The sequence below is a fragment of the Desulfopila sp. IMCC35008 genome (genome assembly GCF_010646885.2).
Classification (GTDB): domain Bacteria; phylum Desulfobacterota; class Desulfobulbia; order Desulfobulbales; family Desulfocapsaceae; genus Desulfopila.
On the sequence record NZ_CP050700.1, the window covers coordinates 5,669,566 to 5,693,270 of the forward strand.

The 23,705-nt window shown below is 47.1% G+C and carries 24 protein-coding genes and 1 tRNA gene; all 25 read left to right on the plus strand.

The window, feature by feature from the left end; translation table 11 throughout:
• Window positions 1–41: 41 nt before the first annotated feature.
• The 25 genes from cutC (at window position 42) to GA520_RS24395 (ending at window position 23,696) form a co-directional block, all read left to right on the plus strand.
• A complete protein-coding gene (gene cutC / locus GA520_RS24275) occupies window positions 42–2,582 on the plus strand; it encodes a choline trimethylamine-lyase (protein WP_163335995.1) in 2,541 nt (846 codons plus the stop codon).
• A gap of 53 nt (window positions 2,583–2,635) precedes the next feature.
• Window positions 2,636–3,562 carry a choline TMA-lyase-activating enzyme gene (gene cutD / locus GA520_RS24280; RefSeq protein WP_163335996.1) on the plus strand — a complete coding sequence of 309 codons (927 nt, stop codon included), beginning with the start codon at window positions 2,636–2,638 and terminating at the stop codon, window positions 3,560–3,562.
• 44 nt (window positions 3,563–3,606) lie between these two features.
• Complete coding sequence (locus tag GA520_RS24285) at window positions 3,607–4,164, plus strand: BMC domain-containing protein (RefSeq protein ID WP_163335997.1); 558 nt, start codon at window positions 3,607–3,609, stop codon at window positions 4,162–4,164.
• Entirely contained in the window at window positions 4,161–5,600 is a 1,440-nt protein-coding gene (locus GA520_RS24290; protein WP_163335998.1) for an acetaldehyde dehydrogenase (acetylating), read from the plus strand. The genes GA520_RS24285 and GA520_RS24290 overlap by 4 nt, the downstream gene beginning before the upstream one ends.
• 68 nt (window positions 5,601–5,668) lie before the next feature.
• Entirely contained in the window at window positions 5,669–5,953 is a 285-nt protein-coding gene (gene eutM / locus GA520_RS24295) for an ethanolamine utilization microcompartment protein EutM (RefSeq protein ID WP_163335999.1), read from the plus strand.
• 62 nt (window positions 5,954–6,015) lie between these two features.
• Window positions 6,016–6,684 (plus strand): phosphate propanoyltransferase, encoded by a 669-nt coding sequence (locus GA520_RS24300; protein ID WP_163336000.1) that lies wholly within the window; start codon window positions 6,016–6,018, stop codon window positions 6,682–6,684.
• 25 nt (window positions 6,685–6,709) lie between these two features.
• Window positions 6,710–7,531: an ethanolamine utilization protein EutJ gene (gene eutJ / locus GA520_RS24305; protein WP_163336001.1), complete on the plus strand. Its 822-nt coding sequence runs from the start codon at window positions 6,710–6,712 to the stop codon at window positions 7,529–7,531.
• A gap of 10 nt (window positions 7,532–7,541) precedes the next feature.
• Window positions 7,542–8,135 carry a hypothetical protein gene (locus GA520_RS24310; RefSeq protein WP_163336002.1) on the plus strand — a complete coding sequence of 198 codons (594 nt, stop codon included), beginning with the start codon at window positions 7,542–7,544 and terminating at the stop codon, window positions 8,133–8,135.
• Between the two features lie 13 nt (window positions 8,136–8,148).
• Window positions 8,149–8,412, plus strand: coding sequence for a EutN/CcmL family microcompartment protein (locus GA520_RS24315; protein ID WP_163336003.1), 264 nt, complete (start codon window positions 8,149–8,151; stop codon window positions 8,410–8,412).
• A gap of 16 nt (window positions 8,413–8,428) precedes the next feature.
• Window positions 8,429–8,977: a BMC domain-containing protein gene (locus GA520_RS24320; RefSeq protein WP_163336004.1), complete on the plus strand. Its 549-nt coding sequence runs from the start codon at window positions 8,429–8,431 to the stop codon at window positions 8,975–8,977.
• 3 nt (window positions 8,978–8,980) lie between these two features.
• A complete protein-coding gene (locus GA520_RS24325) occupies window positions 8,981–9,367 on the plus strand; it encodes a hypothetical protein (RefSeq protein ID WP_163336005.1) in 387 nt (128 codons plus the stop codon).
• A 29-nt stretch (window positions 9,368–9,396) separates the two neighbouring features.
• The gene (eutM, locus tag GA520_RS24330) at window positions 9,397–9,669 is read left to right on the plus strand and encodes an ethanolamine utilization microcompartment protein EutM (protein WP_163336006.1); all 273 of its coding nucleotides are present in this window, start codon (window positions 9,397–9,399) and stop codon (window positions 9,667–9,669) included.
• A gap of 187 nt (window positions 9,670–9,856) precedes the next feature.
• Window positions 9,857–10,966: a 1-propanol dehydrogenase PduQ gene (locus GA520_RS24335; protein ID WP_163336007.1), complete on the plus strand. Its 1,110-nt coding sequence runs from the start codon at window positions 9,857–9,859 to the stop codon at window positions 10,964–10,966.
• Between the two features lie 59 nt (window positions 10,967–11,025).
• Window positions 11,026–12,351, plus strand: a complete 1,326-nt coding sequence (locus GA520_RS24340) for a 4Fe-4S dicluster domain-containing protein (protein WP_163336008.1) — start codon at window positions 11,026–11,028, stop codon at window positions 12,349–12,351.
• Between the two features lie 16 nt (window positions 12,352–12,367).
• A complete protein-coding gene (locus GA520_RS24345) occupies window positions 12,368–12,919 on the plus strand; it encodes a BMC domain-containing protein (protein WP_163336009.1) in 552 nt (183 codons plus the stop codon).
• Window positions 12,920–13,008: 89 nt separating this feature from the next.
• Complete coding sequence (locus tag GA520_RS24350; protein ID WP_163336010.1) at window positions 13,009–13,368, plus strand: BMC domain-containing protein; 360 nt, start codon at window positions 13,009–13,011, stop codon at window positions 13,366–13,368.
• 81 nt (window positions 13,369–13,449) lie between these two features.
• Complete coding sequence (locus GA520_RS24355) at window positions 13,450–13,875, plus strand: EutP/PduV family microcompartment system protein (protein WP_163336011.1); 426 nt, start codon at window positions 13,450–13,452, stop codon at window positions 13,873–13,875.
• 377 nt (window positions 13,876–14,252) lie between these two features.
• Window positions 14,253–14,339: transfer RNA gene (locus tag GA520_RS24360), tRNA-Leu, on the plus strand.
• A 152-nt stretch (window positions 14,340–14,491) separates the two neighbouring features.
• On the plus strand, window positions 14,492–15,565 hold the full coding sequence (locus GA520_RS24365; protein ID WP_163336012.1) for a site-specific integrase: 1,074 nt from the start codon (window positions 14,492–14,494) through the stop codon (window positions 15,563–15,565).
• A 29-nt stretch (window positions 15,566–15,594) separates the two neighbouring features.
• Window positions 15,595–15,792 carry an AlpA family transcriptional regulator gene (locus GA520_RS24370; protein WP_163336013.1) on the plus strand — a complete coding sequence of 66 codons (198 nt, stop codon included), beginning with the start codon at window positions 15,595–15,597 and terminating at the stop codon, window positions 15,790–15,792.
• Window positions 15,793–16,086: 294 nt separating this feature from the next.
• A complete protein-coding gene (locus GA520_RS24375) occupies window positions 16,087–16,953 on the plus strand; it encodes a WYL domain-containing protein (RefSeq protein ID WP_163336014.1) in 867 nt (288 codons plus the stop codon).
• Between the two features lie 6 nt (window positions 16,954–16,959).
• A complete protein-coding gene (locus tag GA520_RS24380; protein ID WP_163336015.1) occupies window positions 16,960–18,312 on the plus strand; it encodes a hypothetical protein in 1,353 nt (450 codons plus the stop codon).
• Between the two features lie 9 nt (window positions 18,313–18,321).
• On the plus strand, window positions 18,322–19,116 hold the full coding sequence (locus GA520_RS24385; RefSeq protein ID WP_304511266.1) for a hypothetical protein: 795 nt from the start codon (window positions 18,322–18,324) through the stop codon (window positions 19,114–19,116).
• Window positions 19,116–19,730, plus strand: coding sequence for a hypothetical protein (locus GA520_RS24390; RefSeq protein WP_163336017.1), 615 nt, complete (start codon window positions 19,116–19,118; stop codon window positions 19,728–19,730). The genes GA520_RS24385 and GA520_RS24390 overlap by 1 nt, the downstream gene beginning before the upstream one ends.
• 69 nt (window positions 19,731–19,799) lie before the next feature.
• Window positions 19,800–23,696 carry a hypothetical protein gene (locus tag GA520_RS24395; RefSeq protein ID WP_163336018.1) on the plus strand — a complete coding sequence of 1,299 codons (3,897 nt, stop codon included), beginning with the start codon at window positions 19,800–19,802 and terminating at the stop codon, window positions 23,694–23,696.
• Window positions 23,697–23,705 lie beyond the last annotated feature (9 nt).

Sequence of the window (23,705 nt, forward strand, 5' to 3'; positions counted from 1 at the left end):
GATCGATAGATGAAATGTATCTCTTAAATGGAGGAAGCAAAGTGGATCTTAACGATTTTTCAAATAAGCTTGCCGAGGCAACCAAAAACCTGACAGCTGAAGAGCGGGCATCATTGAAGAAGATTTTCGAAGGTGTTTCTGCTGAAGTTTTCAAGAAGCCGACCAGTGCAAGCGTATCTGTTGCCTCTGGGACCAACGGTATACCTGACGGTCCGACTGAACGTCACGTCAAGCTGAAGGAAAAATTCTTAACGCACGTTCCCACCATCACCACCCATCGTGCCCGCGCCATCACCAAAATCGCCAGGGAAAACCCAGGACTGCCAAAGGCGATCCTTCGCGGCAAGTGTTTCAAATACTGCTGCGAGACGGCTCCCCTCGTGATCCAGGAGAATGAACTCATCGTCGGTTCTCCATGCGGCGCTCCCCGTGCCGGCTCCTTTTCCCCGGACATTGCCTGGCGCTGGGTGAAGGACGAGCTTGATACCATCGGCACCAGGGCACAGGACCCCTTCTTCATCTCAGAAGAAGACAAGAAGATCATGCGCGAAGAGCTGTTCCCTTTCTGGGAGGGGCAATCCGTGGACGAGTTTTGCGAGCAGCAGTACCGCGAAGCAGGAATGTGGGAGCTCTCCGGCGAGTCTTACGTTACCGATTGCTCCTACCATGCGACAAACGGTGGCGGTGACTCCAATCCCGGATACGATGTCATCCTGATGAAAAAGGGCATGCTCGACATCGTCAGGGAAGCTGAAGAGAACCTTGCAAAGCTCGATTACGAGAACCCCGATGACATGGACAAGATCTACTTCTACAAGTCCCTCATCGACACGGCAGAAGGCGTGATGATCTACGCCAAGCGTCTTTCGGATTACGCTTGTGAGCTGGCCGCCAAGGAGACCAACCCCCAGCGTAAAGCGGAACTGGAAAAAATCTCTGCTGTCAACGCCCGCGTTCCCGCCCACAAGCCCGAGACTTTCTGGGAAGCGATTCAGGCTGTCTGGACCATCGAATCCCTCCTGGTGGTGGAAGAAAACCAGACGGGTATGTCCATTGGCCGTGTCGACCAGTACATGTACCCCTTCTTCAAGGCGGATCTTGATGCAGGACGTATGACCGAGTACGAAGCCTTCGACCTGGCGGGTTGTATGCTTGTCAAGATGTCTGAGATGATGTGGATTACCAGTGAGGGCGCTTCCAAGTTTTTTGCGGGATACCAGCCTTTCGTCAATATGTGCCTGGGCGGTGTGACGCGTGAGGGTAACGATGCCACGAATGATCTCACCTATCTTCTCATGGATGCTGTGCGTCACGTCAAGGTCTACCAGCCATCGCCGTCTGTTCGTGTTCACAACAAATCTCCGCAGAAATTCTTAACGAAAATTGTTGATGTTATCCGCGCGGGTATGGGTTTTCCGGCGATCCACTTCGATGACGCTCATATCAAGATGATGCTGGCCAAGGGATGTTCTATCGAGGACTCTCGAGACTATTGCCTCATGGGTTGCGTAGAGCCGCAGAAGTCAGGGCGTCTTTACCAGTGGACCTCCACCGCCTACACCCAGTGGCCTATCTGTATAGAGATGGTGCTCAATCACGGTGTACCCCTCTGGTACGGCAAGCAGGTCTGCCCTGACATGGGGCCCCTGGAGTCCTTCGACACCTTTGAGAAGTTCGACGCTGCTGTCAAGGAGCTCATCAAATACGTCACCAAATGGTCGAGCGTGGGGACGGTAATTTCCCAGCGCATCCACAGGGACCTGGCACCTAAACCTCTTATGTCGATGATGTACGAAGGTTGCATGGAATCCGGCAAGGACGTTTCAGCAGGCGGTGCGATGTACAACTTTGGCCCAGGTGTGGTCTGGAGCGGTCTGGCAACCCATGCAGACTCCATGGCAGCCATCAAGAAGCTTGTCTACGATGACAAGAAGTACACCCTGGCCGAACTGAACGAAGCGCTGAAGGCTGAATTCAAGGGATACGAGCAGGTGAAGGCCGATTGTCTCGCCGCGCCGAAGTACGGCAACGACGATGATTATGCCGACCTCCTCGTTAATGACCTTATAAACTTCACCGAGCGAGAGCACCGCAAGTTCAAAACACTCTACTCTGTACTCAGCCACGGAACTCTTTCCATCTCAAATAATACCCCATTCGGTCAGCTCCTTGGCGCATCCGCCAATGGGCGCGATGCGTGGATGCCTCTCTCCGACGGAATCAGCCCTACCCAGGGAGCCGACTTCAAGGGACCAACCGCCATCATCAAGTCCGTCTCAAAAACGGCCAGCGACTCCATGAACATTGGCATGGTTCACAACTTCAAGCTGATGTCCGGCCTGTTGGATACGCCCGAAGGGGAGAATGGCATCATTACCCTCATCCGTACCGCCTGCATGCTGGGTAATGGAGAAATGCAGTTCAACTACCTTGATAACGATGTGCTTCTCGATGCGCAGAAACATCCGGAAAAATATCGCGACCTTGTTGTACGCGTCGCGGGCTACAGCGCTTTTTTTGTTGAGCTCTGCAAAGATGTTCAGGACGAGATCATCAGCAGAACAATGCTGCATGAAATCTAATTGATATTAAATCGTCACGACGAAAGAACCACAACCGACAAGATTGCATCCTCATGGAAAGAAAAGCGCTCATATTCAACATACAGAAATACAATATGTATGATGGCCCCGGAGTGAGAACTCTGGTGTTCTTCCAAGGATGCCCTCTTCGTTGCGACTGGTGCTCGAATCCCGAAGGGCAGTTAAAGCGCCCACAGGTATTGTTCAAGAGTGACAACTGCGTGAACTGCGCGGCTTGTGTATCGGTCTGCCCGGTTGGAATTCACACCATTTCAGCCGGTGGCACCCACCAGGTAGACCGGGAGAAGGAGTGTATCGGCTGTCGTAAATGTGAGGCAGCCTGCCCGGAATCCGCCCTGGCAATCATGGGTGAGTTGAAAACCATCTCTGAGCTTGTCGAGATCATTGAGGAAGATAAGCCATTTTACGATACTTCCGGTGGCGGGGTCACCCTCGGTGGCGGAGAAGTTCTCATGCAGCCTGAAGCCGCCGCGAATCTTCTCATGGTCTGCAGACAACGAGGGATTAATACCGCAATAGAAACCTGTGGCTATGCCCGCCCCAAGGTGATCGAAAAAGTAGCGGAGTTTACCGATCTCTTCCTCTTTGATGTAAAGCACATGAATTCCGAGCGTCATCACGAGCTGACCGGCGTTCGCAATGAGATGATTCTTGGCAACCTGCAGTGGCTCCTTGAGAATCGCTGCAACGTGAAAATACGGATGCCTCTCTTGAAAGGTGTCAACGATGGTGAAAAGGAAATCATCCAGCTTATAGAATTTCTCAAACCCTACCAGGACCACAAAAACTTCAAAGGCGTCGATCTGCTCCCATATCACAAGATGGGCGTAAACAAATACAACCAGCTTGACTGGAACTATCCCATCAAGGGTGATCCCAAATTAAGCGATGCTGATCTGGAGCGCATAGAGGACAGCATTAAGAAATACAATTTTCCAGTGTCAGTGGTTCGCCATTAACGAGTCCGCTGAATGCGTTTTATGCGACCAGGGAGAGGTACACTATGATGTCACTTGGATTCATTGAAACAAAGGGACTGCTCGCAGCCATCGAGGCAGCCGATGCCATGGTAAAGGCCGCTGACGTCTGCCTTGTTGAAAAAAACACGGTCGGCGGCGGGCTGGTAACCATTACTGTCGCGGGTGAAGTGTCGGCGGTAAGGGCTTCGGTCGATGCAGCAATCTCAGCAATAAGCCGCATCGAAGGTGCCGAACTGGTCTCAGGGCACGTTATTGCTCGCCCCTATGAGGAAATTGCCCGGATAATCGCGACAAAAGAGCCTACGGCCGAGCCGGAGTGCCTTTTGGTCGAAGAGTCTCCTGTGGATACCGATTCATCGGATACAAAACAGAGCGCTGCAGGACGCAGTATTCAGGCTGATGATGAGGATGTGCCGCGCTACACAATTTCTGAACTCAAAAAAACAACCGTCAGCAAGTTGCGCCAGATCGCTTCGGCATTGATCGACCTCCCCTTGACCAGCGAAGAGATCAGGACCGCAACAAAGAAAAAACTGATTGAAGCTATCCTAAACGTTACAGATAGAGGAGCTAACAAATGATAGACAAGGATTTATTGTCAATCCAGGAAGCCCGTTCTCTTGTTCGTGCTGCGAAAACAGCACAGACAGAATTTGCCCAATATGATCAGGAGCGCGTTGACAGCATTGTTAAAGCCATTGCCGATGCCGCGCTGGATCAGGCTGAAGAACTCGCACAACTGGCTGTTGAAGAAACCGGATTCGGCATAGTCAAAGACAAGAAAACAAAGAATATTCTGGCCAGCGAAAAGCTTTACAAAGCAATCAAGGACATGAAGACCATTGGTGTCCTTGGCAACGACAAAGAACAGAAGCTGATCGAAATCGCTGTACCCATGGGCGTTATCGCGGGAATCATTCCTTCCACAAACCCCACCTCTACAACGATTTACAAGGCTATTATCGCCCTGAAGGCCGGTAACGCTATTGTTTTCACCCCCCATCCAAGTGCCAAAAAATGTATCGGCAAGACCGTCGGACTGATACGTAAAGTCCTGCACGATTGCGGTGCCTCTGAGGACATGGTGAATGCCATGAGCGTTCCCACTATCCAGGGCAGCGAAGAGCTCATGAGGGTTGCTGACCTGATTCTTGCAACCGGCGGTCCGGGCATGGTCAAGGCAGCGTATAGTTCCGGTACGCCCGCCCTTGGTGTAGGGGCCGGTAACGTGCCTGCCTTTATCGAGAGAAGCGCCGACATCGAAGACGCCATTACCAAGATTTTCGCCAGTAAAACCTTTGATAACGGGACCGTATGCGCGTCAGAACAGGCCATCGTTACTGAGTCCGTTATCGCCGACAAGGTGAAAGCCACCCTTATCGCCCAGGGCGGCTACTTTCTGAAAGGTGAGGAGCTGGAGAAAGTAAAACGCATTATGGAGCGTGCCAACGGCAGCATGAACCCGGATATCGTTGGTCGTGATGCGGCTTACATCGCACAGCTTGCAGGTATCTCGATACCGGCAAATGTACGGTTGCTGATCTCCGATGAAAAGGGTGTGGGTCCGAACTATCCTTTCTCAAAAGAAAAGCTTACCGCATTGATCGGATTCTATGTTGTCGAAGACTGGAAAGAAGCCTGTGAAATCTGTCACGCACTCCTCGAAAACGGTGGTGTGGGCCATTCTCTCGCTATTCACTCCAGAAATGAAGAAGTAATCTGTGAATTCGGTATGAAAAAACCGGTCTCCCGGATGCTTGTAAATACACCTTCCACCCATGGTGCAGTGGGAATTACCACCTCGCTGTTTCCGGCATTCACCCTTGGTTGCGGCGCAATTGGCGGAAGTTCCACCTCCGATAATGTCACTCCGCTTAACCTCATGAACGTCAGAAGAATTGCTTACGACCTGAACAACATGGTCTGTGAAGCGGCACCTGCGAGCAGTAATTCTGAAAACATTGATGTCAACGCCATTACCGCGATGATCGTCGAACAATTGAAACAGATGGTCTAGGTCTCAACCTGAACGTGGATCTATGATCACAAGACGTAACTGAAATCCCAAAAATTAAGGAGAATATCATGTCCTCTTCCAACGCACTCGGAATGATCGAAACAAAAGGCCTCGTAGGCGCGGTTGAAGCAGCTGATGCCATGGTTAAGGCTGCAAACGTAACACTGGTGGGTAAGACTCAGGTTGGCGGCGGCCTCGTTACCGTTATGGTACGCGGTGATGTTGGTGCCGTAAAAGCCGCTACCGACGCTGGAGCTGCTGCAGCCTCCAATGTTGGCGAGCTGGTAAGCGTACACGTTATCCCACGTCCGCACGGCGAAGTTGAGATTATTCTTCCAAAAGCTGAAGCATAATCGATGCAACTACTAGAGGGGGCGGGTACTGCCCCCTCTGCTGATTCGAAAGCAAAGCGAACATGAACGAGAAAGATTTAAATACCATTCTGGAAGTAGTGCTGAAAAACGTCCTTGAACAGCTCGGTGAAACAAAGACGGAGACACCTGGTAACGATTCAGCCTGCGGAGCAATTCCTGTTGAACTCTCGGCACGACATGTACACCTAAGCGAAGAGGATGCTCTTGCCCTTTTCGGCGGGCCGTTGACCCCGGTTCGCGAACTTTCCCAACCCAACCAGTTTCTCTGTAAAGAGCGCGTCCGCCTCATCGGCCCTAAAGGCGTTATGGATAATGTTGCCGTACTCGGCCCGTCCCGAAGCAGCTCACAGGTGGAAATTTCTAAAACCGACGCCCGGCTGCTCGGTGTGAACGCTCCGGTGCGTCAATCCGGCGATACTGCCGATACACCTGGAATTATCCTTGCCTCCCAGAGCGGGATCGTAGGCCTTGAGGAAGGAGTAATTATCGCCTCGCGCCATATCCATATGTCTCCGGCTGATGCCCGAACATTCGGCCTGTCGGACAAAGACAAGGTGAATGTCCATCTGGATAGTGACCGTCCGGTAACGCTCAACAACGTCCTGGTTCGAGTAGACGAAAATTTCAAGCTGGCTATGCATATCGACCCGGACGAAGGCAACGGCGCAAGTTGGGACAAATCCATTACCGGTAGAATTCAGGGCTGTTGATAATCGCGACCCCGTGGAGTGTACAGTGGACTTTACAGCTATAGATACAAAAATTCGTGAGCTCGAGAACTGTCTCGAAAACACAATTCCTGTTCGTCCGGATGAACAACTCTACGTCGGGGTCGACCTTGGAACCGCCTACATAGTCGTGGTTGTATTAAACAGTGAGAAGCAGCCCGTTGCCTGTGAAATGGAATTTGCCCAGGTGATAAAGGATGGCCTGGTGGTGGACTATATGGGAGCAACCCGGATCGTTCGCAAGCTGGCTGGCAAACTCAAAGAGCGACTGGGGCGTGAGTTGACCCATGCGGCGATAGCAGTCCCGCCGGGAACCGGCGATAAGGACTGCCGCACCCACAGCTACGTGGTAGAGGGTGGTGGCCTCGAGGTAACCGGTGTTCTCGATGAGCCGACTGCTGCCAACGCGGTGCTTGGTCTTGAAAACGGCGTCATTGTCGATATCGGCGGTGGCACCACGGGCCTCTCGGTTCTGGAAAACGGCAAAGTCACGTACGTTGCTGATGAAGCAACCGGTGGCACGCACGTGTCGCTGGTCCTCGCCGGAAACCATCGCATCAGCTTTATCGAAGCTGAAGAGTTGAAGAAACAGGCTGGTCGGCACGATGAAATTCTTCCCATCGTGAGACCGGTTGTTCAGAAGATGGGTTCGATTGTCAAAAAGCATATCGAAGGTCGTAACATTTCTGCAGTACACCTGGTAGGCGGCACATGCTGCTTGAAAAACATGGAACAGGTTATGGAAAAAGAGATTGGCAAACCTGTTTACAAGCCAGCCAACCCGTTCCTGGTAACGCCGCTTGGTATTGCCTTGAATTGCGGGGTATAGGAGCAATCCCATGGATGTTAACGAACTGGTTCGCACCATTTCCCGGGAGGTCCTGAAACAGCTGCAAGGCCGGGAGCATAAAAAATGCTGTATGGTGCTGGCTGAAAGAGACCATCGAGTAGTGGAAACACTTCAGGAAAGTCTTGATGGTGAGACCGACATCTTCTTTTTTGGCGAGGACGTAAACGGGCAAACGGTTTTTCGTTACATTCTGCCACTTCTCTCCTGTTCGGACATGGCTGACCTGGCAACCGGAAAGGCTCACGGAAAATATACAGCTGAAGTCCTCAGCCTGATGCTGCATGGCACTGAAGTCGAAGTTCTTGAGTTTGAATATAGAGCCTACAGTGAGACCGCACCGGGGCCTTTATTCAGACTTTATGAATCCCATGAGGAATCCCTCTGCAGTTTCGGTCTCAAACCATTTCAACCAAAACGTCCCAATACCATCAGGCTCCATACGAATCTCGTTACTGAAAAAGTTGTCAATGAGGCAAAAGAGCAGGAAGCATCTGTTTTGATGGTACCTGTCACGGCACAGATCACTCCTCTGGCGGCAGAAACAGCCCGGAGCCTGACTGTTAACATTCAGAAGTGTTTATAAGGATTTTGGCTCAATGATTATTTGCAAAGTTATCGGCAATGTATGGGCAACACGTAAAGAAGAGACCCTTAACGGCCTCAAACTCATGATAGTTCGCCGCATCGATATCAGCAGCGACGCTGAACATGAGAGCTTCGTCGCGGTTGATTGTGTTGGAGCGGGCATAGGCGAACCTGTTCTCGTCACCACAGGTAGTTCAGCACGTAAAGCCCTGAGCATTGAGGACTCTCCGGTTGATGCCGCCATCGTTGGCATAATTGACGGAAGCGAAGGGTAAATCGGGGAAACACGTCATGGATTCACTTGGAATTGTAGAAGCAAAGACGATCGCCGCCGGTGTTGCATTGTCCGATGCCATGATGAAAGAAGCGGATGTGGAGCTGATCCGCGCATCGACCATATGCTCAGGCAGGTACCTCGTTTTTCTGGGTGGAGATCGTGAAGCGGTATCTACCTCCGTGAAATATGCGCAGGATTCCGGTCGTTCCCTTACCGGCAGTTTTGTTCTATCCAATGTCTCTTCCCAGCTGTTGGCAGCTCTGCAAAGAGATGAACCGGCTTATGAAGGTGGAGCGCTCGGGGTTATTGAAAGCCGCAATGTCTCGTCCGGTATTGTCGCCGCAGACAGCGCTGTCAAACACTCTGACATACAACTTTTGCGCCTGGTGACCGGACAGGGCATCAATGGCAAATCATATTTTGTGATCAGCGGAGATGTTGCCTCCGTGGAGGACGCGGCGGAGACAGCCAGGGTCGCTCTTGGCAAATATCTCGTGGATTCAGTTGTTATACCACGGCCTGATAAAGCGGTCGTAAGGTCTCTAGTAAGAGGAATGAGATAACCCATGAAAAAGAAACTTATAGAAGTCAAGAACCTGGATGCCCACATCTGTCAGGCTAACGGTAGGATCTACGTTGACAATACCATGATCCTCACTCCCGGTGCCAGGGATGAACTCAGCAAAAGAAAAATCACCATAGAACGTGATCCAAAGCCTGAGTTTCCGTCGTGCGGAGCACCTTCCTGCCCCGCACGATTATGCAATGCGGACCTGGTTGCTCCTGCGAGTACTGATGATACGGATGTTGATGTTGAAATAGGCGACGCGGAGACGGAGCGTTTGTTTTATGGCGTCGCCGCAATGGTGAAAGAAGAATATGGCATTGATGACCCCCGGCAACTCAAAGATATCAGTTGCAAAATCGTCGATGTACTGAAGCAAACGATTTGATTTGAACACAATCCTACGGAGAAAAAATTATGAATGCACTGGGAATGATTGAAACCAGAGGTCTGGTCGGCGCAGTTGAGGCAGCTGATGCCATGATTAAAGCCGCAAACGTTGAACTCGTCGGCCGCGAGCAGGTAGGCGGTGGACTTGTGACCGTCATGGTGCGCGGTGATGTCGGCGCGGTAAAAGCAGCCACCGACGCTGGCGCAGCTGCTGCGGAACGGGTTGGAGAGCTTAAAAGTGTTCATGTTATTCCACGTCCCCACAGCGAAGTGGAAGTTATTCTGCCCAAGCGCTCCTGATTATTTGATTCCCTCCCCAAATGCTGCATTTTCGGATGGAAGCTAAACAGTTGATGCAGGGGGCGCAAATCGTTTTACTTTTCGATCTGTGCCCCACCTTTACTGACCACTTCAACTGAGCACTCGCCGGCAGTTGACGCCTGGCATTTTCACTGGAAGATTAATTTATTTTGTTTTGGAGTTACAGGTGACACAGTTTTACGGAAAGACAAAGATCTGCTATGGCGAAGATGCCATGGATGCCCTCGAGCACCTGGCGGCCAGGCAGGCTTTTATAGTTACCGACCAGTTTATGGTTACAACAGGTTTTGTCGATCGGGTGAAAAGCCATCTCGACCGCAATGGAGTGCCGCATGTCGTCTTTGCCGATGTGGAATCGGACCCCTCTTTGGAAACCGTGACCACTGGCGCCAAGCTCTTTCTAAAACACAAAGCGGATCTTATTATCGCCCTCGGCGGCGGCTCACCCATAGATGCCGCCAAGGCGATAGCCTATTTTGCGCACAAGGCGTCTGATGATGTCGTCAAGCCGACCTTGGTCGCAATACCCACTACCAGCGGTACCGGTTCGGAAGTAACTGATATTTCGGTCGTCACCGACAAGGAAAAGGAAATCAAGATTCCGATCAGTGATGAATCCCTGATTCCGGATATAGCCATTCTGGATGCCCGCTTTACCCGTACGCTTCCCCCCGCCGTGACCGCCGCAACCGGTATGGATGTCCTGACTCATGCCATTGAAGCGTATACCTCGAGGGAAGCTAATGCTTTTACCTCCATCTATGCGCGCTACGCCATTCGCTATGTGTTTGAATACCTTTTACGGGCATTCCGAAACGGTGACGATATGGAAGCCAGGGAGCATATGCTTCTCGGCTCCTGCATGGCCGGAATGGCCTTTAATAACAGCGGCCTCGGCATCACCCACTCAATAGCCCATAGCCTCGGTGGCATTTTCCATGTGCCCCATGGGTTGGCCAATGCGGTGATTTTACCCCATGTGATCAGATTCAACAGCTTTGACGTCGGCATCCGTTATCAGGAAATTGCCCAAATGTTGTCCCTTCCTGCTTCTACCGTTGAAGAAGGAACCGCAAGCCTCATCCAGGCGGTTGTCGACATGAATGACACCATGGGAATCCCGCACAGGGTTGGTGCATTACGCATCGAAGAAAAGAATTTCAAAAGCCACCTTGATGCTATGGCCCATAACGTCCTTGAAGATATCTGCACTGAGGGTAACCCGAGAAGACCGTCCCATAGTGATATTCTCGAACTATTGCAAAAGGCCTGGTAAGTCATCTCCCTTCGACATGTCGGGTGAGTGAACGAGTTTTCATCCGAAAAGAGGATGTAATGAGAGAACAAATTATAGAAAAAATTCAGCAATCAGGTGTCGTCGGAGCCGGCGGCGCCGGTCTGCCAACCCATGTAAAAGCGACTGCCAATGTAGATACCGTATTGGTTAACGGTGCTTCTTGCGAGCCTCTTCTCATGAGTGACCCATACCTCATGGAAGCCGAGATTGACACGGTTATTCGCGGACTGGACGCCGTACTCGACTGCACCGGAGCCAGCAAGGGCATCATTTGCCTGAAAGGGAAACATAAAGAGGCCCTGGCCACTGTTCAGCAAGCAGTCTCAAAGGACACTTCGGGGCGTCTTGCCGTCTATGAACTTAAAGACTTCTATCCGGCCGGTGATGAGCAGGTACTGGTTCATGAGGTTCTGGGTAAAACTGTTCCCGAGCGTGGTATTCCCCTCCAGGTCGGTGCCGTGGTCAGTAATGTTGAGTCGCTGTACAACATAGCCCACGCCATGGAAGGTAAACCGGTTACCCATCGTTATCTCACCGTGAGCGGAGACATTCAAAATCCCATGGTGTTGAAGGTTCCGGTTGGTACACTGGTTTCTGACGTGCTCGCTTTTGCCGGCGGCCCCACAATACCTGAGTACAGGGTCGTTGACGGCGGACCGATGATGGGTCGTGTACTTGCAGACACCGACCAGCCGATCACGAAAACCACCAGCGGTCTGCTCGTGTTGCCTCCTGACCACACTGTTGTGGCAGGCAAGATCATGGCGCCTGAGAAAATTCGCCGGATCACCAACACCATCTGCTGCCAGTGTACCCGGTGTACTGATCTTTGCCCAAGAAACCTTATGGGTCACTCGCTGCACCCGCATAAACTGATGCGCGTTCTGGATTCCCAGGTACTTGAGAGTGCAATCGCCCGCGAAGCACTGCTCTGCTCTGAATGTGGGATTTGTGAAAAATTCGCCTGCCCCATGATGGTTTCGCCAAGGGAGGTCAATGCCCAGATTAAAAAAGTGCTGATGAGCGAAGGTGTCACCTGGGAGGCATCAGGTGCACCCCTCAAGTCCCACCCATTCAGAAGTACCCGCGCTGTCCCGACCAGCAGACTGATCCAGCGGTTGAACCTGGCAAAATATAATGGTCATGCAGGCTATGGCGGTGAAATGAGCTGCACAAGGGTTGTGCTGCCGCTTGGTCAACATATCGGCGCGCCCGCTCTTTGCTCCGTGTCGGTTGGAGATAAGGTGAGCCAGGGTGACCTGATCGGAGAAATCCCCGAGGGCGCTATGGGGGCAAGGGTACACGCCAGCATTGGTGGCGTGGTGGAAGCAATTGAAGATGGCAAAGTAACCATCAGCGCTTGATATTGGAGATACAACAATGAATGTACGAACAATCGGCTGCGTCGAGCTTAATAGTGTTGCCTGGGGCATGCATGTCGCAGATGAAATGATCAAAGCCGCAAGTGTAGAGCTTGTTATGGCCCGTCCCACCTGTCCCGGACGATATATCGTTGTGATAACCGGCGACACCGGCGCCGTGCAAAGTGCTGTTGAAGTAGGGCGCGCGCTTGCCAGTGACATGGCTGTTGACTGGTTTACAATACCAAGCGTCCATATGGATGTGTTCCCTGCCCTAAGCGGCACCTCGATATTGCCAAAGATCAACGCGCTGGGTGTTATTGAAACCTGCACCACCGCATCTTGTATTCTCGCCGCCGATGCTGCAGCCAAATCGGCGGATGTGCAGCTTATCGAAATCCGCATGGCAGCCGGACTTGGTGGCAAGGCGTTTGTTACGATGACAGGCGATGTCGGCTCAGTAAAAGCTGCTGTTGAAGCGGGGATCGAAGGTGTTGGAGAGGCCGGTCCCGTCCATAGTCATGTGGTTATGCCTTCACCCAGCGAAGAGCTCAAGGGACACCTGCTTTAGCAGTCGGCCACAAACTTTCGCTACAACATCACTTTTTACCTGGGGGCACGTTCCGCCACCCCATGTCCCCAGGTTTATGAGAACTAAATATGTCGGATTTCAGCACAGAACAAAAACAGCGTATTATTCAGGAATATGTTCCGGGAAAACAGGTGACACTGGCTCATGTTATTGCCAACCCCGACCGATCTATATACCTGAAACTGGGATTGGATGACGAATCGGCGGGGGCAATCGGCATTCTCACCATAACACCGTATGAAGGAGTTATTATAGCAGCCGATGTTGCCACCAAAGCTGCAAACGTAGAGATAGGTTTTCTTGACAGGTTCGGCGGCTCTTTACTGCTTGTGGGCGATGTTGCCAGCGTTGAGTCGTCCATCCGTGAAGTACTCAATTTTTTTAAGAAGATACTTCATTATTCCACGGCAGAAATGACACGGTCGTAGCCCGGATCCGGTTTAACCCGGCTATTTCATGATAAAATCCGTCACGACCTGGTTTTCGCTACATATCAGTGAGTAAGCTCCATGAAGAAAATGATGCTCATCGGTGAAAGCCTTGTGGGGAAAAGCACCTTGATCCGTGAACTCTCCGGCGATACAGCATATACCTCGCATCGGGCCATGGCTGTGGAGTATTGTGGCCAGTTCATCAATACACCGGGTGAATTTCTAGAAAACAGACGGTTCTACAATGCGCTCATCACCTCATCTGCCGACTGCGACATCTTGGCTTTAGTACAGGATGCCACTCGCAAAAGCAGCCTGTTTCCTCCCTTGTTTGCCTCGATGTTCAACCGCAGGGTAATCGGCATTATCTCCAAGGTGGATGCTCCAGGGGCGAATACGCAGCGCGCGCAGATATTCCTGCAACATGCTGGAATCAAGGAGACTGTTCTCACAAGTTGTAAAACGAAAGAAGGTTTTAATACTCTCCAGCAAATGCTCGTGTAGGCCTCTTTGCTCATGTGAATATCCTGAGGCTGTTCGTGTGACTCATGGTGGATGAAGCTCTAACCGACATCGGAAAAGGATGCAGGATGGTTGCAACGGGAATCTGATGCGTGACATTACAGTATACAACACCGTGCCGAGTGCGTAATGCAGCACATATTACGCTGCGAGTTGTAGCGGGACGGTGAGCGAGCAGATTCGTCTGCAAGGGTCATCTCCGCAGGAAAACAACCGGCGTATATGGCGTGAGTTTGAGCCAAATACCGGGTTTTTCAATATTTGAGCTGTTAATTAAAGTGAAATCGGTTGAGAATGTACATCAGGCTCCCCTTAGTACTTGACTTCAGGCTTTATCTGAGAGTATAAACAACACCTATGCCGGAGTGGTGAAACTGGTAGACGCACTGGACTCAAAATCCAGCGGGGGCAACCCCGTGTCGGTTCGATTCCGACCTCCGGCACCAGTTGATTTTAGGGCTTTATCTCAGTAATACTGGGGTAAAGCCCTTTTTTTGTGCTTTCCTGCTTTTCCACACCTCTTGCTATCTTTTGCTGTTTTATGCTATTTTATTCTCTATTAGTGGAACAAAAATGGAACATTTTTGGAGCAGAAAATATGGCCAGAGTCACAAAGAGAAAAAAGATGAATGGCTGGAGTTTCATTGCAACCATTCGTATTAAGGGATATCCGTCGGTCAGTCGGACTTTTGATACGAAAGGTGAAGCCTCAGCGTGGGCTGCCAAAACCGAAGATAGCATCAAAGCCAAAAAGTACAACGACCCACGATTGGCGATGAATGTCAGTTTTGGGCAGGCTGTTGAAAAATATCTCGACACAATTTCCTGCAATAAGGCGATTACCACCCATATGCGGGAAAAGGCTTCTGCGGCTAGGCTGCTGGAGCAAATTGGAACAGAAACACCGTTCGGTTCCATTTCTACTCCAATAGTTGCCCAATACCGAGATCGCAGGATGAAAGTGGTCTCAGCCTATTCTGTCCGGCAGGAGTTGGCTTTACTTTCACATCTCTTCACCAAGGCCAAAAAGGAATGGGGGATCCCGGTTGAAAATCCTGTTGCGGGGATTGAGCGGCCTGCTCCGCCTCATGGGAGAACTCGCTTTTTAAACGACGAGGAAGCTTCCAGACTGCTGGAAGCTTGTCGGAAAGCCAGAAACAAGAGTCTCTACTATTTTATTTTAACACTGTTACACACTGGGATGCGGGCATCTGAAGCAGCCGGTTTGTATTGGCGACAAATTAATTTCAAGAAAAGAGTTGTTTACCTACCTGATACTAAGAATAAAGATCCCCGCTGGGTGCCTTTAACCAAGGAGCTTGTCGCCGAACTATCTAACCTAAGAGAACTCACTGAGGGGCGAGATGAAAAGCTCGTCTTCTTAGATGAGGGACAGTTGCAGACAGATAGAGTCAAAGCGAGGCCAGGTATAAAATTTAGGGAAGCCTTTGATGCGGCCAAAAAGCGGGCAGGATTGCCTGATATACATATGCACGATCTCCGTCATACCGCTGCCAGTCATTTGATCATGGCCGGAGTTGATATTCGTACTCTCGCTGATATTTTAGGCCACAGAACTTTGCAGATGGTGCAACGTTATACTCATTTGCTCCATGACCATAAGCTGGAAGCCATTGACAAAATAGGTAAACTTGGACGAGGCCAAGAGTAAATAGATGAACCACCAAAGGAGATAATGTCATGACAGAAAACTACAGGATTATTAGACTGCCAGAGGTGACAAGGGTTACCGGGATATGTAAAACCAATATCTATGAGCTTATCAAGAAAAATAAATTCCCCAAGCAAATAAATCTTGGTGCTCGTTCAGTAGGGTGGGTAGAATCTGAGGTTAAAGAATGGATTCAACAGCGTATAGCAGATAGAGATCTGATCTAACAAGTTTTGTAAATCGATTTGAATTTAATCTTAAAGACCATCTCACATGGCTGTCTATTAATTCGTTCCATAGAAATTACAACCGTTACGTCGATAGATCGTTCATTCAGTTTTTTCCATCCATAGAATCATCGCTTTGTATTAAATTGCCTCAACAGAATATTTTTCTCTTAGAGATAAGTTAATTTTCTCAGTAACACCTGTTCATTACAGAAGAACGAATTTTCCATGTAACATTAAAGTCGATGATGAATATTTCTTTACATATACATATTGTATATGTATATATTGTGTATGCATTATAAAAAATACAGCAATCTGAAATGGGAAATAAGGCAAAGATTGGCTTCAATTGAAGCCGCTTTGTTGTGGAAAGGCCGAGTTAACAGGAAAGACTTGAAGGAATTGTTTGGTATTGGCGAAATCCAAGCTGCAAAGGATTTTTCTAAATACCATGAACTTTTTCCGAACAACATGGTCTATGACAGAATTATTAAATCTCATATTCCTTCTGACAGATTCAAGCCAAAGGTGTTGAAGGGCACCGCAGAAGAGTTTTTTAGGCTGCTCCAGTCAGTTCCGCCAAGCAGACCTGATGCGACAATTGTACTGCTAAATACTCTCCCTTCGGTTGAAATCGTGTGCCCTGGAGAAAGATCTTATGAAAACAAAACATTACAAATTATAAACCAAGCTATCTGCGATCGACTGAAAGTGGTTGCACAATACCAGTCGATGAGCACAGAAGTAGAGGCTGATTTGATCTTGTCTCCCCACGCTTTAGTTTATAACGGTTTCCGCTGGCACATAAGAGCATATTCAGAAAAACACGAAGACTACCGAGATTTTCTTCTCGCGAGAATTCGTTCAATCTTACCGACACAAGATATTGCAGATCAAGATGCCAGATCTGATTCGCTATGGAATGAAATGGTGGACATTATAATCCTTCCTCATCCCGGTCTGTCGGCTTCCCAATCACGGGTAATAGAGGGTGACTATGGAATGGTGGATGGGGCGTATAAACACACCACACGGGGAGCTCTAGTAGGTTATTTCTTGCAACTGATGAAAGTGGGGATCGGGGATAAAGAAAGAGAGGCGCGAGTTCAACAAATAATCCTAGGGAATAGGGAAGAACTTAGCCCCTATATATTCTAAAAACAAATGGATTGGATCAATTTATTAAAGTCGACCATTAGGCTTGCCGACACATATGATCTAACGAAAACGCCAGGCCTGGGAAACATCCAGGTTGGCTATGAAGATCGTAGACAAAACACAAATGGCCTTTGGTTCTCACTTGCCACAAAGTTGCTAGAGTATCTGCACACCAGAGATTTAGCGCAACCAATGGCCTATCATTCAATTGAACCCTTCTTTGAGAATTTGGACGATTCCTTCTCTGAATTCACCATTGAAGATGTTAAATTCATGGTGAACCTTCTTTCAAAAGAATTTGAATTAAAATTCCATGACCACAACATCGCTCTTCTAAAAAACAGCACGCCTCTCATTGAGAAAAAACAATATGGATTCCGCTGTAAACTTTCACCCACTGGTATTACCTCAATAAGTCTTTCCTACACAGCAGAGGAATTGCTGTATGGAGATCAGATAGCGCTACAGATAGAAAAAGCGTTGAGTTTAGGAGATTTCGAAAATTATATTCTGTACGCCGACAAATTGATCAATAGTATCATGAACCAGTCCCATGAACTCATAGGCCTTCTTGAAGTTTCTGGTCGACAAGAATTACGAGAGCACTACAAAACCAAAGGTGACGCGTACCTTGAAACATTGGAGAACATAGGTCGCATTACTGGTCAGATCGGCCAACAATTACGTGATCCAAAAACAGGGGACAGCCTCTATTCATTTATTACTCGCAATCCGGAGAAACAATACTATGAGCAATTCCTGTTTCTAAAACTCGAACAAATAAACACAAATCTGTTGGGGTTTAGAAAGAACTTGTCTTTGTTTCTCGAAATATTTTATTCTTTACAGGAAAATATAATACCAACAGTAGATTTTCATCAGATTTCCCTTGCCATAGCTCAAGGGAAAATCCCTCAAGAGAGCCAGGAAAGACTCCTGATGCTCTATGGATTTTGGAGCCCTTCAAATTTCCTCAACTCCCCCACAAATGATCTTTGGGAAAAAACTATTCTTCCTCAAAAGAGAAAAACAAGACGTCCTGCTTTTGATGATTCTGCAAAAGCTGAGATCTTAAGCAGACTTCAGAAATACCTGCAGGAAAATAGTGCAGCTATTTTAAAATCCATTGAAGAACACGGATTCTTTTCTTTACGCCACGCAATTGAAGATGACACTGGATTATGCCAGAACATCGAGGATGTTATGGCCATAGTGGGAATGTGTTTGACTTCCTCTGAGTCAAAAAAGCTTAAAAAGGACCTCGTTGTTTGTGTGAACAACAAAATAGCACAGGATGGTGAGTTTGACGATCTTGTGGTGCATTATCATGATCTTATTTTAAAACCTCTCGACAATTAGGAGATAGTTATGTCTGAGGATCGTATTCGAAAACAATGCAAAATAATAAATCACCTGCTGTCGTACCGAGTGTTGAGAACACATGCACCAAAAGGGATTCCTTTTAGGGGTAACGAGCGAAATACCGCTAATGACTTATACCACGCGTCTCCTGATGCCCGTCTTTTTATAGACGAATTTTTAGCTGAGACAGGATTTCGAATCGTTACAGTAGAGGCCTCTCAGATGCCGGGGCTACCACCGGGGGCCGTGCATTTTTTCTTGATCCGAGACCCTGAAGAGAACGTTCCGGCGTGGCTCGACATACAGAATATTTATAAATATCTATCGCTTAAGGAAAATGAATCAAAGATCATTACACGGATCTGGTTTTTCTTTATTTGGTCAAACATGCTCACCCTGCTTTACACACACTGGTCTCGGCCCATCACAAATGTGTCTGGATATCAAGGTGCAAATTTTTCAAAAGAAGTTCTCATAAGTCAAATCAAAAACACCATCGAAGAGGTCAGGCAGGATCCATCCAAGGAGGCCAGTAAAATCCTATTAGCCGAAGAAGGTAGCATGCTTTTCCGGAGAGTTACCCGGTTTTTAGATTTCATGTGCAATATTTCCTATCTTGCAGAAGAAAAGGAAGGAAATGAGGTCTTTTACTGCCAAACATTATTAATGGCTATTGAGCTGAATGAAAATTACGAATCCGGGCTCGGTTTCAGGTTCAATGAAGAGACAAGCGTTTTGCAAAATGTTCATGAAAATCTCTATGTATCCGACAACCAAGATGTCCAGGAGGAACAAGCATAATGTCTCTGATAAACAGAATTGAACTATCCAATTTTTTAGATAAATCAGGTGGAAGTGATTGGAATCCGACTTATCGGCATTGTGTCCTTGATTTGAAAGGCCAAAGCACTGCAATAGTTCTAATGAACGGGTCTGGAAAGACTACAATCAACACAGCAATTTTAGGATTACTCTCAAGACAGCGCACTCTAGTAAGCAACATGCGCAAGGTCTTTGCTCCTGATAGTTCCGGTGTACATACGCATGTCCGAGTTGAATTTATTCAACCAGATATGAAAACCTCCGTACCGACTTTGCCCACGATCTCACAAACAATAACAGGTGAGAAGTATGTTTTCGGTGTCTGCGGTTTCAGAGACGGATCACAAAGTTTAAAATATTATTGTTATCCGGGTATTCTCGAAGATGTTCCTGTTGCCAACGTAAACGATGGTTCAATAGAGTTGTTGTTCAATGAAGAGTTCGCAAAAATCATCCGTGAGAAAAACGGTGCCCGACAAGGTACCTCAAAAGATGAATGGCTCGATAGAGTACATGATCATTGGGGTGCCCAACAGCTCAATCAAATGGTTTCATTTCTTCAGGATGGTGGCGGGGATAAGTCCGCAAGTTAGTATAAAACCAGAGTCAGCAGAGGGGAAAAATATCACGAAGCCTTCTTCTATTCACATATTGCACCACAATTGACTATTGGCGAGGCTACAAGTGATACCGAAAAAGGAGAGATTTTTCTTGATGACACCATCCTGAGTAACTCTATGAACATAATTACTGCTCAGTTTGAAGGGGAAAAGAAAGCAAAGAGACTTGACCGTCAGAAAAAAGTGTCTGGTGTTTTTAATGAAATCAAGATACTGAAAGAAAAAATTGACGAAGCGGAAAATAATTACAAAAAAGCCTATCTCAAAATAGCCGAAGTTGCCGCAACCGTAAAACACCTGGTAGAAGATGCCCCCCTTCCCGGCTTACCTGTTTTTGCCAGCCAAGATAACGAAACCCTGAATAATCTGATTAAAAACATAGTGATTGTCCCTGATGCAGATGAACCTTTTCTATTGAAAGACGTAGGTCTTGCAGGGCTAATTGGTAAAGAGACAAGGATCATCAACGAGACTTTCCAGAGGAAAAACTTAAAACCTAACCAAAGACCACAAAATATTGATATCATTTGCGATCTTGCTCTACCGGAAAGCTATGGAGGACATCAATCTAAGCTTTATTCTTTGAAAAATGTCCTGAATTTCATAGATAGTGTGGAACCGGAGTATCTCAAAAAGGGTGCGACCCGGGCAGACAAAGATCTCTTCAAGGATCTCATTCAAAATGCTTTTACAATATTTAAAAGTAGGTGTGACACCAGTCCTCTGAGAAAAAGAGCAAACCTTGCTCAGACCGAGGTACGAACAATAGAGGGTGTAATAAAAGACCTTAAATCTGAACTCAAAGATTTAGAGGCCAAGAAGGTTGAACTGGAAGAACGTCTGCAGACCTTTAAAGTAGATAAAAACGCCTTTGAAGATATGCGAGACTCTGGCTTATTTACCGAGTTTGAGCTAAAAGATCCGCAACAGGTAAAGGTAAAGCTGAAAGGTGATGCTGCAGAATTTGAAAAAAACAAGAAGAACGCGGATGAGGCAATACGCCCACTACACTCACAGTATCTCTTATATCAGCAATTCAGCAAAGAATACCCAAGGGAACACCCTGACGACCATCTACAAGTTATAGAAGCAGAAGAGGCGCGCCTTGATGAGTTGTTTCAAACCACCAAGGTCTATCGTAAAAACGCCCTGAAGGAATTATCACCAATCGAGATAGAATTCAAAGGTCTGGATGTTCAATTACAGACAGTCAAGAAAGAGTATGAGAATATCCAAAAAGTTCAACCAGGATATCTCGCTTGTACCGAATCTTTTCCAGATGAAGAAATAATTGGTTTTGAGCAACGGATACATGAAAAACGCGGTTATTTCATCAAGGAAATCACCAGAAGAGAACCTGTCTTAGATCAAGCCAAACGTGGATATTCTCTCGAATTAAAGTTTTACAAGCTTGAGGGTGAGGTCGATCCAGCGGAGTGGCTTATAAAGGTCGACAAAGAACGTGCTCTTTTAACATCCAGGGCAGATATCGTTCAAAATGAAATTACACAGTATGAAGCTGAGCTCGATCTTTTAAAACAGAACAAAGTCGCACCCGGGCCGAATGCTTCAAAGGCACTCAAATTAATACCCGACCACATTCAATATGAACCACTACATTCATTCATTAAGCATCACACCGAGAGTCCGGACCGAGCAGAAGAATTTTTGACACTTTTTTCGTCTTTTCTCTTTGCTCCTGTCATTCAGGGTGAGGACAATATCTCAAGTGTTTTGAATATTTTCACCAAAAAAAAAGAAGATATTCTATTACCGGTCTTTCACGAGGAGAGTTTAAAAGGACTCCTCCAAAACAAAAACCTTGAGATAAAAAAAGCCGCTGGCGATGTTTTTTACCTCATTGCTGGTAAAAAAACGGACCTTGTTGAGTGCATTCTTGATCCAGAGAAGCGAGAACAAAGAAAGATTTTTGTGGAATCACAACTGGTGGAGAAGAGACAAGAAAGCGGTCAAATCAAGGATAGACTGACAGCAATATCCTCTACCAGCACTATTGTCACGTTGGCCCAGAACGCCAAAAACTCCAAAGACAGCCAATTTGGGCAAAGAATCGAAAGAATTGCAAAGGAAATAGAGTCGTTAAAAGAAGAAAAAGAGCTGTACCAAGAAAAATATACCGATTTGGTTATGAAATACGTCAAAGATGCAGAAATATTTGTGCTCTTAGGAGGACCAGAAAAATACGCTGAATTATACAGTAAGCTGGTCCTTTTCCAAAAGAGGCACGATACTCTTAGCGATAGCATCACTGACTTAAAAGACAAAATCGCAAAACTTACCGAGGATGCAGAAAAATACAGCCAAGATCTTGCCAAATATAAAGAAGAAAACAACACCAAGAAGAACAACTTGAAAGCGTTGAGAGAATTCCTTCCAGATGGCTTGGAAACCTACACTTCCTTAAAAGAGACTATTGATGATTGTGAGGATAAACTTCTAACTATCCGAAGGAAACAGGACTACGACCTCAACAGAGCTGCCACCTATGTTGCTACTTTGGCAATCAATAGTGAAACTGACTTGCAAAACCAATTCAAAGAAATTGAGAAAAAAAGATTAACGTTATCCGGAAGAATAACCGACCGAGGCAAGAAACGTGGAGAGCTAGAAGGTAAGTTCAAGCTGTATAGCAAAAACTCAGAAGAATATGATCGGTTTTTGAGTAGTGTTACCGCCTTGTATAAACGAGCTCTTAAAAATATTCGTTCAATTACTGAAAATGATACTGTAGATCTCTCTTATATTATGAGCGTAGCACATGAATTACAATCCTCCCTTCATGAAGAACAGATAGATTTCGCCTCTGTACATGGTAAGGCTCAAGAGATATCAGGATCTTTGGAAAAAGATAATTTTGAAGTCCTCAACAACAAAGCAAGTTCAGCGCGTAATCATGTCAGCGACTGCGAGATTTCTTTTCAAAAAAGGTGTGATGAAGAAATTAGAGCATCTGGGATGGACGCAATTTTAAATCAAGGTGAGAAAGAACTCATCAGGGAAATTAAAAAGGCCCCCGAACAAATCATTAGTTTGGCAGATCATTTCGAAAAGACTTTAAATCAAGAGATCGAGGACTTTACCAGAGCAAAAGAGCATGAAAAGAAATTACGTGACACATTAGCTGGCAGTTTAACGTCACTTACAGATAAGGCAATAGCCAACTTTCAAACGCTTAAGAGAATTTTAAAAGGGACAGAGGGCAGTGCTGCATACTTTATAAAGGCCGAAATTGCATCCAGGGAAAACATAGAAAGTTCTATAGACAATATTATCGAGATGGTCAAGTCGGCACACGAACGATACACACGTGATAAAGAGGACCCCTTTCGTGATTCAAATAAATCAGAAGACGACGAACATCAAAAAAACCTCAAAGAAAGAATAAGCGAAAAATGCTATCGCAGCATATTTCTTAATCCGACTATCAAGTACAAACACCCAGATATAAGAGGTGGAAACGTCACCGAGTTTAACATAAGTGAAAAATTTAAAGGTATAAGTGAAGGGGAAAAAACCTCTCTTGCACTATTAATGTATGTCGTTATGGCTCGTTATGCACAAAGACGGAAAATAAACGAAGAGTTTGGTCAAGGCATAAGAAGACACCGCGATGCAGCTGAATCCCCAAATGTGTTAATTATTGATGGTCTTTTTTCTTCTCTTTCAAAACCATCTCTTATCAAACAAGCCTTCAGCACAATAGAAACCACTCAAGGTGCATTTCAAATCATCGGTCTAATCCACAATCCAACCTATGTTGGTACACATGATTTTAATGTTTTCCCCAATTTATTTATCGGGCGAACATATACAGATGCAAGCAGCAATGATAGTGAGGGGTGGGTGGCTTTTGATCATCAACAAAAAGAAATGATGGGCCAAATCGGTTTTGCAAACTTTCAAGCTAAGAAGAAGTAAGCAGGTACT

What these genes read in the sequence shown, in the direction of transcription:
- cutD (WP_163335996.1), top strand. Translation starts at nt 2,636, where the DNA reads ATGGAAAGAAAAGCGCTCATATTCAACATACAGAAATACAATATGTAT.
- GA520_RS24285 (WP_163335997.1), top strand. Translation starts at nt 3,607, where the DNA reads ATGATGTCACTTGGATTCATTGAAACAAAGGGACTGCTCGCAGCCATC.
- GA520_RS24290 (WP_163335998.1), top strand. Translation starts at nt 4,161, where the DNA reads ATGATAGACAAGGATTTATTGTCAATCCAGGAAGCCCGTTCTCTTGTT.
- eutM (WP_163335999.1), top strand. Translation starts at nt 5,669, where the DNA reads ATGTCCTCTTCCAACGCACTCGGAATGATCGAAACAAAAGGCCTCGTA.
- GA520_RS24300 (WP_163336000.1), top strand. Translation starts at nt 6,016, where the DNA reads ATGAACGAGAAAGATTTAAATACCATTCTGGAAGTAGTGCTGAAAAAC.
- GA520_RS24310 (WP_163336002.1), top strand. Translation starts at nt 7,542, where the DNA reads ATGGATGTTAACGAACTGGTTCGCACCATTTCCCGGGAGGTCCTGAAA.
- GA520_RS24315 (WP_163336003.1), top strand. Translation starts at nt 8,149, where the DNA reads ATGATTATTTGCAAAGTTATCGGCAATGTATGGGCAACACGTAAAGAA.
- GA520_RS24320 (WP_163336004.1), top strand. Translation starts at nt 8,429, where the DNA reads ATGGATTCACTTGGAATTGTAGAAGCAAAGACGATCGCCGCCGGTGTT.
- GA520_RS24325 (WP_163336005.1), top strand. Translation starts at nt 8,981, where the DNA reads ATGAAAAAGAAACTTATAGAAGTCAAGAACCTGGATGCCCACATCTGT.
- eutM (WP_163336006.1), top strand. Translation starts at nt 9,397, where the DNA reads ATGAATGCACTGGGAATGATTGAAACCAGAGGTCTGGTCGGCGCAGTT.
- GA520_RS24340 (WP_163336008.1), top strand. Translation starts at nt 11,026, where the DNA reads ATGAGAGAACAAATTATAGAAAAAATTCAGCAATCAGGTGTCGTCGGA.
- GA520_RS24345 (WP_163336009.1), top strand. Translation starts at nt 12,368, where the DNA reads ATGAATGTACGAACAATCGGCTGCGTCGAGCTTAATAGTGTTGCCTGG.
- GA520_RS24350 (WP_163336010.1), top strand. Translation starts at nt 13,009, where the DNA reads ATGTCGGATTTCAGCACAGAACAAAAACAGCGTATTATTCAGGAATAT.
- GA520_RS24355 (WP_163336011.1), top strand. Translation starts at nt 13,450, where the DNA reads ATGAAGAAAATGATGCTCATCGGTGAAAGCCTTGTGGGGAAAAGCACC.
- GA520_RS24365 (WP_163336012.1), top strand. Translation starts at nt 14,492, where the DNA reads ATGGCCAGAGTCACAAAGAGAAAAAAGATGAATGGCTGGAGTTTCATT.
- GA520_RS24370 (WP_163336013.1), top strand. Translation starts at nt 15,595, where the DNA reads ATGACAGAAAACTACAGGATTATTAGACTGCCAGAGGTGACAAGGGTT.
- GA520_RS24375 (WP_163336014.1), top strand. Translation starts at nt 16,087, where the DNA reads ATGCATTATAAAAAATACAGCAATCTGAAATGGGAAATAAGGCAAAGA.
- GA520_RS24380 (WP_163336015.1), top strand. Translation starts at nt 16,960, where the DNA reads ATGGATTGGATCAATTTATTAAAGTCGACCATTAGGCTTGCCGACACA.
- GA520_RS24385 (WP_304511266.1), top strand. Translation starts at nt 18,322, where the DNA reads ATGTCTGAGGATCGTATTCGAAAACAATGCAAAATAATAAATCACCTG.
- GA520_RS24390 (WP_163336017.1), top strand. Translation starts at nt 19,116, where the DNA reads ATGTCTCTGATAAACAGAATTGAACTATCCAATTTTTTAGATAAATCA.